Origin of the sequence: Ferrovibrio sp. (assembly GCF_964218355.1) — a bacterium.
Lineage (GTDB): Bacteria > Pseudomonadota > Alphaproteobacteria > Ferrovibrionales > Ferrovibrionaceae > Ferrovibrio.
Window position 1 is genome coordinate 122,391 of sequence record NZ_CAXPMC010000026.1, and the last position, 12,759, is coordinate 135,149.

At 61.4% G+C, this 12,759-nt stretch carries 10 protein-coding genes, 1 tRNA gene and 2 pseudogenes; 11 read left to right on the forward strand and 2 right to left on the reverse strand.

Annotation, left to right across the window (positions count from 1 at the left end; all coding sequences use genetic code 11):
- Nucleotides 1-75: 75 nt before the first annotated feature.
- The 6 genes from ACEQZY_RS18580 (at nucleotide 76) to ACEQZY_RS18605 (ending at nucleotide 8,566) form a co-directional block, all read left to right on the forward strand.
- Nucleotides 76-2,730 (forward strand): ABC transporter transmembrane domain-containing protein, encoded by a 2,655-nt coding sequence (locus ACEQZY_RS18580; protein WP_370156385.1) that lies wholly within the window; start codon nucleotides 76-78, stop codon nucleotides 2,728-2,730.
- A 36-nt stretch (nucleotides 2,731-2,766) separates the two neighbouring features.
- Nucleotides 2,767-3,216, forward strand: a complete 450-nt coding sequence (locus ACEQZY_RS18585) for a cyclic nucleotide-binding domain-containing protein (protein ID WP_341701867.1) — start codon at nucleotides 2,767-2,769, stop codon at nucleotides 3,214-3,216.
- Nucleotides 3,217-3,222: 6 nt separating this feature from the next.
- On the forward strand, nucleotides 3,223-3,711 hold the full coding sequence (locus tag ACEQZY_RS18590) for a class I SAM-dependent methyltransferase (protein WP_341701868.1): 489 nt from the start codon (nucleotides 3,223-3,225) through the stop codon (nucleotides 3,709-3,711).
- Nucleotides 3,712-3,767: 56 nt separating this feature from the next.
- A complete protein-coding gene (locus ACEQZY_RS18595) occupies nucleotides 3,768-5,900 on the forward strand; it encodes an NAD(P)-binding protein (protein ID WP_341701869.1) in 2,133 nt (710 codons plus the stop codon).
- Between the two features lie 94 nt (nucleotides 5,901-5,994).
- Complete coding sequence (locus ACEQZY_RS18600) at nucleotides 5,995-7,026, forward strand: P1 family peptidase (RefSeq protein WP_341701870.1); 1,032 nt, start codon at nucleotides 5,995-5,997, stop codon at nucleotides 7,024-7,026.
- 40 nt (nucleotides 7,027-7,066) lie between these two features.
- The gene (locus tag ACEQZY_RS18605; RefSeq protein ID WP_370156388.1) at nucleotides 7,067-8,566 is read left to right on the forward strand and encodes an ABC transporter substrate-binding protein; all 1,500 of its coding nucleotides are present in this window, start codon (nucleotides 7,067-7,069) and stop codon (nucleotides 8,564-8,566) included.
- 81 nt (nucleotides 8,567-8,647) lie between these two features.
- On the opposite strand, the gene ACEQZY_RS18610 is transcribed toward ACEQZY_RS18605, so the two are convergent.
- A complete protein-coding gene (locus tag ACEQZY_RS18610) occupies nucleotides 8,648-9,847 on the reverse strand; it encodes a hypothetical protein (protein ID WP_341701872.1) in 1,200 nt (399 codons plus the stop codon).
- 264 nt (nucleotides 9,848-10,111) lie between these two features.
- Between ACEQZY_RS18610 and ACEQZY_RS18615 the strand changes: the two genes are divergently transcribed.
- A tRNA-Arg gene (locus ACEQZY_RS18615) sits at nucleotides 10,112-10,188 on the forward strand.
- A 613-nt stretch (nucleotides 10,189-10,801) separates the two neighbouring features.
- Nucleotides 10,802-11,140, forward strand: a complete 339-nt coding sequence (locus ACEQZY_RS18620; protein WP_370156390.1) for a hypothetical protein — start codon at nucleotides 10,802-10,804, stop codon at nucleotides 11,138-11,140.
- On the opposite strand, the gene ACEQZY_RS18625 is transcribed toward ACEQZY_RS18620, so the two are convergent.
- Complete coding sequence (locus ACEQZY_RS18625) at nucleotides 11,128-11,322, reverse strand: hypothetical protein (RefSeq protein WP_370156392.1); 195 nt, start codon at nucleotides 11,320-11,322, stop codon at nucleotides 11,128-11,130. The two genes, ACEQZY_RS18620 and ACEQZY_RS18625, sit on opposite strands and share 13 nt — an antisense overlap.
- An 82-nt stretch (nucleotides 11,323-11,404) precedes the next feature.
- On the opposite strand from ACEQZY_RS18625, the pseudogene ACEQZY_RS18630 reads away from it, so the two are divergent.
- The 3 genes and pseudogenes from ACEQZY_RS18630 to ACEQZY_RS18640 form a co-directional block, all read left to right on the forward strand.
- Nucleotides 11,405-11,686 (forward strand): annotated as a pseudogene (locus ACEQZY_RS18630) (relaxase/mobilization nuclease domain-containing protein); the annotation flags it as partial.
- Nucleotides 11,659-11,817 (forward strand): annotated as a pseudogene (locus ACEQZY_RS18635) (relaxase); the annotation flags it as partial. The pseudogenes ACEQZY_RS18630 and ACEQZY_RS18635, both read left to right, overlap by 28 nt.
- Before the next feature lie 478 nt (nucleotides 11,818-12,295).
- Complete coding sequence (locus tag ACEQZY_RS18640) at nucleotides 12,296-12,598, forward strand: nuclease-related domain-containing protein (RefSeq protein WP_370156577.1); 303 nt, start codon at nucleotides 12,296-12,298, stop codon at nucleotides 12,596-12,598.
- Nucleotides 12,599-12,759: the final 161 nt, after the last annotated feature.

The following is a 12,759-nucleotide window of genomic DNA, read 5'->3' on the forward strand; positions in this document are numbered from 1 at the left end:
AATCGTTCCGTTTCTGTTGCGGCGATTGGCGCCCCGGCCGGACTGGGCTAAGGTTCGCCGGAACAGGGGGTGCCTTTGGAGAAGAATCTTTACCGGTTTATCCTGAAGCACAGTCTGCAGCAGCAGGTGATCATCACCGTGCTGTCGATGGCATCCTTCATCCCTTATTACTACTACCTGAGCATGCCCAAGGCGATCGTCAACCAGGGCATCCAGGGCAAGGATATCAGCTATCCGCTCGATCTCTTCGGGCTGGGCTTCTTCAGCCTCGACAACACCGACTACCTGCTGCTGCTCTGCTTCGGGTTTCTCGGTCTGGTGCTGGTCCAGCAGGCGTTCAAATACGCGATCAATTTTTTCCAGGGAGTGACCAGCGAACGGATGCTGCGCCGCCTGCGCTATGATCTGTATGCGCAGATGCTGCGGTTCCCGCTGCCGACCTTCCGTCGCACCAGCCAGGGCGAGATCATTCCGATGGTGGTGGCCGAAGTGGAGCCGATCGGCGGCTTTATTGGCGAGAGCTTCGCGCTGCCGATTTTCCAGGGCGGCATGCTGCTGGTGATCTTTTCCTTTCTGATGATCCAGAACCCGCTGATGGGCCTGGCGGCCGTCGCCCTGTATCCGATCCAGTTCTATTTCGTCCCCCGCATGCAGGCCAAGGTGCGGGCACTGGGGCGCGAGCGGATCAGGAACCAGCGCCGGCTGGCGGACCGTATCGGCGAGACGGTCAGCGGCATGTATGAAGTGCATACCCATGACTATTCGGCGCGTATGCAGGCGGAGTTCACCCGCCGGCTGGGTATCAGCTACTGGATCCGCGTGGAAATCTTCCAGCGCAAGTTCATGATCAAGTTTCTGAACAACTTTATTCAGCAACTGGGGCCGTTTTTCTTCTATTCAATTGGTGGTTATCTCGCGATCCGCGGTCATCTTGATGTCGGCACGGTGGTTGCCGCGGTCAGTGCGCACAAGGAAATGGCGGCTCCGTGGAAGGAATTACTGAACCACTACCAGAATCGTGAGGACGCCAAGCAGAAATACGACCAGATCATCACGCAGTTCGAGCCGGAAGGTCTGCGGCCGCCGGAATACCAGGCGGTCGAGCCGGAGACGCCGGTCGATCTGCGCGGGCCGATTTCGATTGCGGCGGTCACGCTGCATGACGACCAGGATAATCCGGTCATCGACAACCTGACTGTTGCACTGCCATGGCCGGCGCGGGTGGCCGTGGTCGGTGGCCATGGCCGGGATGAACTGCTGCAGCTGCTGGCGCGGACCATTGATCCCGACCGCGGTAAAATCCTGATCAACGAGCAAAATCTTGGCGAGCTGCCTGAGACGGTGACCGGTCGACGCCTGTCCTATATCGGCAGCGCCGCCCATATATTTAACATGAGCCTGGGCGAAAACCTGTTCCTTGGCCTGCAGCACCGGCCGTTGCGGGAAGTCAAACGTGAGGCTGAGGCACGTCGTCGCTATGAGCGGGAGCTGGGCGAGGCGATCGCCTCGGGGAACTCTCCCTACGATCCGGATGCCGACTGGGTGGACTATGCGGCCGCAGGCGCCGATGCTCCTACCGCGCTGACAGCCCGTGCAATCGAGGCGCTGAAGGTCGCGGCTTTCGACGAGGATGTATTCCAGCTCGGCATGCGCGGCAGTATTGATCCGGAGCGACATCCGGACCTTGCCCAGCGCATTCTGAATGCCCGCCGCGCCTTTCGTACCGAACTGACGAACGGGGCTTTGGCCGATCTGGTCGAGAGCTGGGATCCGAAACAGTATAACAGCAACGCCACGGTGGCAGAAAACCTGATGTTTGGCACCGCACGCGATGTCGTTTACCAGGAGGATAACCTGGCCCGCGATCCGCATGTATTGTCTGTGCTGGATGCCGTTGGCCTGCGGGCCCGGTTTCTCGAGATCGGCTATGAAGTGGCCAGCACCATGGTCGAACTCTTTGCCGACCTGCCGCCGGATCACGAATTCTTCCAGCAGTTCAGCTTCATCTCGTCCGATGACCTGCCGGACTATAAGGACCTGCTGGTTCGTGCCAGGCCGGGTGATCTCGACCAATTGCCGGATACGGATCGCGCGCGGCTGATGTCGCTGCCTTTCAAGCTGGTCCTGGCACGTCACCGTCTCGGGCATTTCGACGAGGCCGAGCGCGCCGCGATCCTCAAGGCACGCAGTATTTTTTCCAGCACGCTGCCACCCGAGCGGGCCGGGTCGGTTGCATTCTTTGATCCGGAGCACTTCACCGCCGGCTCCAGCATCGTCGATAACATCCTGTTCGGTCGCGTAGCCTACGGCCAGGCGCAGGCGCAGGAAAAGATCGGCCGGGTTATGGCAGATGTCGTGGCCCAGATGGAGCTGCGCGAGCCGATCATTGAGGTCGGCTTCAGTTTCGAGGTGGGTATTGCCGGCGCCCGGCTGGGTGCGGCCCAGCGGCAGAAGCTGGCCATCGCCCGCTCCATCATCAAGCGGCCTGATTGGCTGATGCTGTCGGAAGCGACTGCCGCGCTCGACCCCCGCAGCCATGCCGCAATGATGCGCGGCATCCTGGATGCCAGGAAGGATGCCGGCCTTGTCTGGTCATTGCAGCGCGCGGCCGATTGCGAAGGTTTCGATCTTGTCCTCGTGATTGAGGATGGCCGCCTTGTGCAGAGCGGAAAATACGCGGATCTGTGCGACCGCCAGGGCCGCTTCCAGCAACTTCTGGCGCCGGCATGACCGGCACCCGCAGGATACCGCTATGGGGAAGAGACCATGAGCCTGAATGAGGAAGTCGAACTGCTGCGGCGTATCCCGTTATTCGCCAAGATCGAGCCAGCCAAGCTGAAACTGCTGGCATTCACCAGCCAGCGCCTGACCTACAAGCCGGGCGATGCACTGTTCCGCCAGGGCGACCCGGGGGATGCCGCTTTCGTCATTGTCGGCGGCGAGGCAGATGTCACGGTGGATACGCCGACCGGCCCGCTGAAGGTCGCACGGCTGAAGCAGAATGATTTTGTTGGCGAAATTGCCATCCTGTGCGACGTGCCGCGCACCGCCTCGGTCGTGGCCGCCAGCGAGGTGACAACCCTGCGGATCGAGAAGGATCTGTTCTTCCGGCTGGTGACCGATTTTCCTCAGATCGCGATCGAAATCATGCGGGTGCTGGCGCACCGCCTGGAGCGCACCACCACCGACCTGCGCGAAGCCCGGCAGAAATCCTGACCGTACATGAGCCGTCTTGACAGCTTCATCCGGCGCCTGCAGGCGCAGCGCAGCCTGCTGGATTGGGCTGCCGGCATCCTGTTGCCTGGCTCCGGTCTCATTCTTGAAATCGGCCTCGGTAACGGGCGAACCTATGACCATCTGCGGGAAAAGCTGCCAGACCGCGAGATTTATGCCTTCGACCGGGCCAACAATGCCAATCCGCGCTCGGTACCGCCGGCCGATCGTCTGGTTCTCGGGGAATTCGCCGAGAGTCTGCCCGCATTCGCCCGGCAGCACCCGGCGGCCGCAGTCCTGATCCATTATGATGCCGGCCTTGGCGATCCCGAAGCGAATGCGCGGCAGGTCCGGCTGATGAGCCGGCTGATCCCGCCATTGGCTGCGGCCGGCGCCCTGATCCTGAGCGATCAGCGATTGGATAACCCGCAACTGCAACCACAGCCTGTGCCGGTAGCATTGCCCCCCGACCGTTATTTCATCTTCACCTGTAGGTAACACTTCCTGACAAGAATACCACTTCTGCCATATGATACAGGCAAAAGAGGGGGATCATGTCAGACAGCAAGAAGCAGAAAATCGCCATCCTCGGCGGCGGCGTGTCCGCGCTGACCAGTGCCTTTTACCTGGCCTCGCAGCCGGATGCACAGGAGCGCTACGAGATCACCGTCTATTGTCTGGGCTGGCGGCTGGGCGGGAAATGCGCCACCGGCCGCAACCCGCAATTCGGGAACCGCATCGAGGAGCACGGCATCCATGGCTTCCTCGGCAGCTATTACAACACGCTGTCGATGGTCACCGAAGCCTACCGCCTGCTGGACCGCAAACCAGGCGAACCGCTGGCCAGTTTCGAGGAGGCCTTCTACCCGATCGATTCGATTCTCTGCTGGGAGTTCCGCGATTATCGCTGGGTGAACTGGAAACTCACGATGCCGCGCAACGATCTGAAACCATGGGAACCGGAATCGCTGCCAACCCTGCGGCACTGGATTGAGGCCGTGATCGCCTTCATGGGACGGCTGTTCGAGCATCATGCACCGTCCTTTGCCGCGGCAGGCCTAGAAACGGGGCTTGCCAAGGCTCTGGTCAAGCGCCTGACTGACCGTGCCGAGGCGGTGGCGCGCGGGGAAGGCGGGCCGCTGCTGGCAGCCATTGAGGAATTCTGGGACTGGTTCAAGCGCCAGATCGAGAAACTGATCGCTGATAACGATACCCTGCGGCACCTCTATGTCACCATCGACTATTTCCTGACGATGATGCGCGGCATTATCAAGGACGACGTCATTAACAAGGGTTTTGACCAGCTCGACAATGAGAATTTCTCCGACTGGTTCGCCCGCCATGGCGGCACCATGCTGACGATTTCTTCGCCGCTGAGCATGAATACGCCCAACCTGTCGTACCAGTATCCTGATGGCGACACCACGCGGCCTCCGGCCATGGCGGCGGGCGCCTATTTGCACTGGACGTTGCGTGAATTTGCCTATCTCGGATCTTTCGGCTGGTTGTTCGCGGCCGGCACTGGCGACACCGTGGTGGCGCCGCTGTATCTGGTGCTCAAGCGGCTCGGGGTAAAGTTCGAGCTGTTCCACAAGGTACGCGAGATCACCGCCAATGCTGGCGGGAATGCGGTCGACGAAATCGTCTTCGACATCCAGGCCACTCCGAAAGATCCTTCCGCAGGGTATGACCCGCTGATCAATCTGCCGCTGGAAAAATACGATGGCAAGACCCTGCCGGTGTGGCCGGACCGGCCGCGCTACGAGCAGCTGGTGGAAGGTGAGGCCATGAAATCGGCCGGTGTCGATATCGAATCCTACTGGACGCCCTGGAAGCCGGTGGCCGAAAAGCGGCTGAAGGCCGGCCGCGACTTCGATACCGTGATCAATGCGATCGCCATCGGAGCCCTGCCGGTTCTGGCGCCGCAGCTGATGCAGGCCAACCCGAAATGGCCGCAGATGGTCGATGCAATCAAGACAGTGCAGACCCAGACTCTGCAGATCTGGATGAAGCGCACGCTGAAGCAGATGGGCCTGCCCTTCGATTTCCAGAACTATGACCGCCTGATCGGCGCCACCTTCGTCAATCCGATCGACGGCGTGGCCGACTTCTCTGACCTGATTCCGGTTGAGACCTGGCCAACCGACAACATGCCGCAGTCGCTGCTGTATTTCTCCGGTGCGACGCCGCAATACGATCCGCAGCCACCCTTCAGCGACCATGATTACCCGAAGCGGGAATATGCCCGCGTGAAGAATCAGGCCCAACAGTATCTGCAGGCTTGTATGGGGGCCCTGCTGCCCAAGGCGGTCACCAATGTCGTCAATCCGCCGGGAGATCCAATTGGCTTCGACTTCTCGGAGCTGATCTGCCTTGAAAAGGACGCGGAGACTCTTGGCGTCAAGCGCCTTGAGCAGCAGTTCTGGAAGCCGAATATCGATCCGACCGAGCGCTACACCACCTCGCCGCCGGGCAGTACACAATATCGTCTGAAGGCCTGGGATTCCGGATTTAAAAATCTCGTGCTGGCGGGGGACTGGATTTATACCGGCCTGAATGTCGGCAGTTTCGAGGGCGCTTGCATGGGGGGGAAACTGGCGGTCCATGCCATCGACCCGACAGCCATGCCGCTGGATAAGGTTTATGGCTACCCGCTGAACCAGGGGCCGAAGGCGGAGAATCTCTAAGCCGCTGGTTGCGACGGCCGCCCTTGGCGCGCATTCTGTCCCTCGCCGGCACCGGGTCCTGCCTGGTGCCGGCGGCTAAGGACAGGATGGCATCATGGGCAGGCCTGGAGCGAAGAATCTCATCACCGACATTCCAGGCCTGAAGGTTGGCCATGCCGCAGACGAGCGACTGCGCAGCGGCGTAACGGTGCTGTTACCCGATCAGCGGGCCGCCTGCTCGGTGGATGTGCGTGGTGGCGGCTCCGGTACCCGCGAAACCGACCTGCTGCGACCAGAAGCATCGATGCCGGCGGTTGACGCCATCTGCCTCTCCGGGGGCTCGGCTTTCGGACTGGATGCGGCTTCCGGCGTGGCGCACTGGTTGGCCCGGGCTGGGCGGGGCTTTGCCGTGCATGACCGGCTGGTGCCGATCGTACCGGCCGCCATTCTGTTCGACCTGACAAACGGCGGCGACAAAGATTGGGGGGATGAACCGCCCTACCGGCGGCTCGGGTGGGAGGCCTGTGCTGCGGCCACTGCCAATGGTTTTTCGCTGGGCGATACCGGTGCGGGTTTCGGCGCCAGGGCGGCAAAGTTGAAAGGCGGCCTGGGCAGTGTCTCCTGGGTGGAAGACGATGGCCTGATGGTTGGCGCCATGGTGGCGGTCAACCCTGTCGGCAGTGTGCTCACCCCCGGCAACCGCGGCTTCTGGGCAGCGCCATATGAACAGGACGGTGAATTTGGCGGTCATGGTCTCGGGCTGGCGCCGGGCGGCCTGGATCTGGGTATTGCTGCCGAGGCGCGGATCGGGCCGCCGGTCACCGGGGGGCATACCTGTATCGGCATCGTGGCCACCAATGCCGTGCTGGACAAGGCGGCCCTGCGCCATGTTGCAACCATGGCCCATGACGGCCTGGCGCGCGCCATCCGGCCCGTGCACACGCCGTTCGACGGCGACACGCTCTTTGCCCTGGCGACCGGCGCATGGCAGGATGCCGGGGGCGACGCGACGCGATCCTGGCTGATTGCCCGGGTTGGCAGCATAGCAGCTGATTGCGTGGCGCGGGCTGTGGCCCGTGGTGTCTGGGCCGCCGCGCCTCAGGACGGTGCAGCCAGTGCCGGCCAGGTAATGCGGCCGGACAGGTGAGGATTTGTCGTATCGCAGTTCAGAAACGGAGGAGGGGTTCATGATCCGCTGGAAGATGTTGGGTGCCGTTGCAGGCGTGGCCGCCGGTCTTGGAATCGCCGGGCACACCGGGGGCGCTGCCGCGCAGGGCAAAAAGGATGCGATTGTTATCGGCATGGCTCTTGAGCCGCCGGGTCTCGACCCGACCATCGCGCCGGCCGCGGCGATCGGCGAGATCACCCATATGAATATTTTCGAGGGCCTGACCCGCATCAGGGAGAATGGTGACGTGGCGCCGCTGCTGGCCGACAGCTGGACGGTGTCGCCCGATATGAAGACCTTTACCTTCAAGCTGAAATCCGGGGTCAAATTCAGCGATGGCACAGCCTTCGATTCCGCTGATGTCAAATATTCTTTCGAGACCTATGCCGGGGAAAAAAGTACCAACAAGCGCAAGGCGGTCTTCGCCAATATGGAGAAGATCGAGACGCCGGATGCGAAAACCGTGGTCATCACGCTGAAGAGCGCCAACCCGACGCTGCTGTTCAGTCTGGGTGAAAACACCGCGGTCATCACGGCGCCGGAATCGGCGGCAACCAATGCCACAAAACCGGTCGGTACCGGGCCTTATGTGCTGGAGAACTGGGTCAAGGGCGATTCCGCCACGCTGGTCGCCAGCAAGAGTTACCGTGATGCCAGGGCGATCCAGATCAAGACGGCAAAGTTCCGTTTCATTGCGGATGCAGGCGCCATGGTTACCGCGATGTTGGCGGGCGATCTCGACGCGGTGCCGATCGGCATTACCGGCGAGAATGTCCCCCAGTTCGAGAAGGATAAGCGCTTCATGGTCACCATCGGTTCGACCGAGGGTGAAACCATCCTGACCATGAACAACAAGCGCAAGCCGCTTGATGACGTACGGGTGCGTCGCGCCATCTCGCATGCGATCGACCGCAAGGCGATTATCGATGGCGTCAATTCCGGCTACGGCAAGGCAATTGGCAGCTGGATCCCGCCGCATGATGCAGCCTATGTCGACATGACCGGCAAGTATCCCTACGACCCGGCCAAGGCGAAGGCCCTGCTGAAGGAGGCTGGCGTCAGCAACCTCGAACTGACCCTGAAGCTGCCACCACCGCCCTATGCCCGCCGGGCTGGTGAGGTGATCGCGGCTCTGCTGGCGGATGTCGGTATCACCGCGAAGATTGAGAATATGGAATGGGCGCAGTGGCTGGATGGCGTGTTCAAGAACAAGAACTACGACCTGACCATCATCAGCCATGTCGAACCTAACGACTATGTGAAATTCGCGGATCCGACCTATTACTGGCAGTACGACAGCAAGGCGGCGCAGGACCTGATCGCCAAGGCTGACTCGACACTGGACAAGGCAGAGCGGGTCAGGGCATTGCAGGCTCTGCAGCGCCAGATCGCCGAGGATGCCGTAGTCGGCTTCCTCTACAACCTGCCGCGCATTGGCGTTTACAAAGCCGGCGTCACCGGTTTCTGGACCGGCGCGCCGATCTTCGTGAACGACCTGTCGGCGGTGTCCTGGAAATAACAGGATCGCGGAAACAAGAAACCCGCCGGAGAAATCCGGCGGGTTTTTTCGTCTGGTGCTCTGGCTGGTGCGGCGTGCCGGTCAGCGCACGAAAACCTGCACCTCGTTGGCTGCCAGCTGGGCATTGCTGCCGGCCGTGACATTCACCCGGCTGGCCGGCAGGCCCATATCGGCCAGCGAGCGCAGCACGCGGTCGGCATTTCGGCGAGCCTGGTTCTGGTTGCTGGCGGTCTGGGCCTGGCTGCCGCCGGCGGCCACGGCCACCACATCGAACATCGCGTTCGGCTTGCGGGCGAGGGCCTGCGACACGGCATTGTACAGGGCCTGCTGGTAAGGCACATCGGCGCGATCAAAGCGGATCACCACCAGCGGCGTGCGGCCATCGGTGGCAACCGGCGCGGCAGCCGCGGCAGCATATTGCTGATTGCCGGCGTAATAAGCAGCACGGGTGCCGAGCGCGGGGCCGAGCAATTCACCCTGCTTGATAGCGGCGGACAGCGCGGTCAGGTTTGTGCGTTCACTGCCGATATAATTCGACTGGCGGGCAACATCCTGGCTCAGTTCGCCAAGCAGGCGGTCAATCAGCACGACCGTCTTGGCGGTCTCGTCCTCAAGCACGGCCAGCTGGCGGTGATCCTCGTCGATGGCGCCGGACAGGCTGTAGGTCGACTTGATCGCCTGCAGCAGATAGGTCGACATCGCCGAATCCGAAGCGACCTGGTTGCCAAGGTTCGACAGCTGGGCGACATCGGCGGCCATCTTGTCGAGATCGACCTGGGCGGCATTCCACTGGCTGAGCAGGATCGGATTGCCCGGGGTGGTGCCCATCTGCAGGCGGGTGCTGACGGCGGCGACCAGGCCATGATAGCGCTGGGAGTTCTGCGTCGCGGTGGTGCGGATGCCCTGCAGCTGCTGGTTCCGCTGGGTCACGGCCTGCTGCAGCTGGCCGAGTTCACCGCGCATCTGCTGTACCTTCTGGCCCACATAGGTGCCGGTCGCCTGGCCCGGCGTGACGCCCGGTACGACAAAATTGGTGCTGCCCATAAGCGGCGGGCTGAGGGTCGGCTGCGGATTGCTCTCGGCGGCCGAGGCCGGAATCGGCTGGCTGACGGTGGGCGGTGCAGCCGGATCTTCGCCGGCAAGCGACGGCCAGAGTTCGTCCGACACGTAGGAGCAGCCGGACAGGAGCAGGGCAAGGCCCACAGCGCCGGCAGTGCCCAGGGCATTGACCGGAAACCGACCACCGGACCGCTGCGCCGGATTACGAACAGGATGTGCCATGCCACGCCATCTCGCGTTTGCTATTGTCATCAGTCGCTTTGTGGCCAGAAGGCCCCCCAGCCGTCACAATTGCCCGGCAGCGAATCCCACCCCGGAGCATCCTGCGACGACCGCCTGTATTCTAGGGGTGGCCCGGCGGACCCGCAAGCACCATCTGCCTGTAGAATCCGGGGCTTGCGGCAATTTCAGATGGTGTTGGCTTGCCCCTTGCGCGGCCCCCCCGAATTGAGTAGGTTCCGCCCCCGTCGCGGTTTCGCGGCCTGCGCGCCCGTAGCTCAGCTGGATAGAGCACCAGACTACGAATCTGGGGGTCAGGAGTTCGAATCTCTTCGGGCGCGCCATTTTCCCAAGCACTTAGCTAAGTTGGCAGTCTGGCCAGAATCTCTGGCTGGGACTTTTGGCTGGGATTTTCGAAAAAGTGCCTTTGCGTTACAGCTTTTGATGGCGACTTGGCCGAGCTGTTCCGGAAGTGCTGACCTGCTCCCCGTAGCGGCCTCGATTATGAGAGAGTTTGTTCTCATGTTTGCTCCGCTCCCCAATTCTAGCTCATAATCTGAAGGTCGCAGGTTCAAATCCTGCTCCCGCAACCAATCGAAAGCCCGCCAGATCAAGATCTTGGCGGGCTTTTTGTTTGTTCGGCCGATCGGCCGGATGCCGGTTTGCTCCAAATTTGCTCCACTGGCTTCCAGTGACGGTGTCGCAGCCGCCGTTCTTGACTAGGCCGGCCGTCCAGCTGACGGCCAGCCAGGGAAGAGGATCATGGCCAGTATCACCAGGCGCGGCGCCGGCTACACATTGCGGATTCGCCGCAAGGGCTCCCGACGATTGTCCGCAGTTTCCGCACCAGGGCGGAGGCGGCGAAGTTTCGCCTGACGATTGAATCGGAAATCGCGCGGACGGTTTTGTCGACCGCTCCGAAGCCGAGCGCACCACCCTGCATCAGGCGCTCGATCGATGTCTGAGAGAAATCGATATCTGAGAGAAGAGGTTCCGAAGAAGAAGGGGCATCAGGCAGGCTATTTGGTACGCGTCCTGATGGCCGAGCCCATGGCGCAGGTGTCGCTTGTGCCGGTGGGTATCGCTATATCCGTCGACGTCTCATCGAGGACAGGTTCCGTGGTGTGCACCAGGATGATGCCGGCGCCGATGATTTCTATCGATGACGGCACTCAGGAACCTCGGTATTCGAGCTCCCACAGCTTCTCGCTGCCAGAAAATCCCGCCAGGAGAAAAGCACAGAATGCTGTGCCTATTCGGACAAATGAAGCCATGAATGCCGGTCACTTCCTCTGATCATCGAATGCCAGAAGCTTCGTGATGAGCATGTAGACCGGAACGTATATGAAGAGAAAACCCATGAAGGGTCCGCCGACAACAGCGCCTGCGATCTCCCAGAGGGTGGATTGAGGGCCATTGAGCACTTGCACTTTATATCCGAAGACGGCGCCGGCAACGCCGCCAATGACCACCATCATCAACTGAAGTGCTGATCCCGGAGACTATTCTTGATGGAAGTATAGATGGTGCACAAGACGGTACAGGCACTCCGCCACTCAGCGTGTCGTCGCTACGCATGTGAACACCGACAATTTTCACATGCATGTTGCGTTCAACAAGGTGCGCTCGACTTCATTGAAAGTGCATACGCCGTATCGGGATTTCAGGACGCTCGAACAGGTTTCGAGGGCCATGGATCTGAAGCATGGCATGAAAGTCGACCTCGGGCGTAGCGACAAGGACAAAGCCGATCGCAGTGCCACCAGGGCGCGGGACAAGGAAGCGCATACCTGGAACAGAGCTTCGACACTTTTGTGCGTGAGCGTCGGGACGAGCTGCTGAAGGCCAAGGACCAGGCTCTAGGCTGGCAGGATCTGCACAAGGCGTTCTCAAAGTACGATCTGGAGCTTCGCCTGCGGGGCAACGGTCTGGTGATTGCCAACAAGCGCGGGAAGGAGGCCATGAAGGCGAGTGCCCTCGATCGGTCCTTTTCGAAAGGCGAGCTGGAGAAGAAGTTCGGTCCCTTCGAGAAGCCGGCCAGGACTCTGGATCGGCCGCAGCGCTCTTATCGGTTGCGGCCGGTCACGCGCCATCCGGGTCAGGGCCGTCTGTGGCGTCGGGATCTGGTCGGACGTGCCGCGAAAAAGAAGGAATCGCTGGCTGTGAAGGCTTTCCGGACCTGGAAGGATTTTCTCACCTATGGCGCCCTCGATGACCCGCTCGCGATGGCTATCATCGTCACTCAGAAGAAGATGATGGAGGCGATGAAGCCGGATCTGTCACCGGCCCTGGCCGGAATCGAGTATCGGGACCGCTGCGCCATGTACGTGTTTGCCATCGGGGCTTTCGTCGTCCTCATCATCGCCTGGAACATCTTCAAGCCGCAGTATCGTGGCTGGCGGGGGGGAATCCCGGGTCTGCCGCCAGCTGAGGTGGCACGGAATCTCGCACGTGCGGGATGTTCGGCTGATCGGCGCCAACGGCCGCCCGTATCAGATCGACGTGCTGGCCTGGATCGGGGACAGCTTCTTTGTGATCGAGGTAAAGAACTACAGCGGGACCATCAAGGGATGGGAGAGCAACCAGGACTGGACCCAGATACTGGGCGGCCAACGGTTCCGTTTTTACAATCCGCTGCGCCAGAACTACGGGCATCTGATGGCGATGCGGGAGAACTTTCCGGACCTGCCATTCGAAGGGCTGGTTGTCTTCGCTGGTTCGGCCAGGGTAGCCGTAGCCATCCCGAGGTCGTGAACATGAAGGGCTTCCGTCTGGGCCTGTCGCGGCCGGACGCGAAGCCCAATGCCAGTCCGTATCTCGCCAGGGGATGGGCAGCGATGGAAGCTGCGGGAATCGATGCCAGCGGTCGCCGGCAAAAGCGGCGTGACCGTCTGCCCTGAACGGGAAGCGGGGCT

Excerpts from the sequence above, each read along its gene's own strand:
- ACEQZY_RS18585 (WP_341701867.1), top strand. The coding sequence starts at position 2,767 with ATGAGCCTGAATGAGGAAGTCGAACTGCTGCGGCGTATCCCGTTATTC.
- ACEQZY_RS18590 (WP_341701868.1), top strand. The coding sequence starts at position 3,223 with ATGAGCCGTCTTGACAGCTTCATCCGGCGCCTGCAGGCGCAGCGCAGC.
- ACEQZY_RS18595 (WP_341701869.1), top strand. The coding sequence starts at position 3,768 with ATGTCAGACAGCAAGAAGCAGAAAATCGCCATCCTCGGCGGCGGCGTG.
- ACEQZY_RS18600 (WP_341701870.1), top strand. The coding sequence starts at position 5,995 with ATGGGCAGGCCTGGAGCGAAGAATCTCATCACCGACATTCCAGGCCTG.
- ACEQZY_RS18605 (WP_370156388.1), top strand. The coding sequence starts at position 7,067 with ATGATCCGCTGGAAGATGTTGGGTGCCGTTGCAGGCGTGGCCGCCGGT.
- ACEQZY_RS18610 (WP_341701872.1), bottom strand. The coding sequence starts at position 9,847 with ATGGCACATCCTGTTCGTAATCCGGCGCAGCGGTCCGGTGGTCGGTTT.
- ACEQZY_RS18620 (WP_370156390.1), top strand. The coding sequence starts at position 10,802 with ATGTCTGAGAGAAATCGATATCTGAGAGAAGAGGTTCCGAAGAAGAAG.
- ACEQZY_RS18625 (WP_370156392.1), bottom strand. The coding sequence starts at position 11,322 with ATGATGGTGGTCATTGGCGGCGTTGCCGGCGCCGTCTTCGGATATAAA.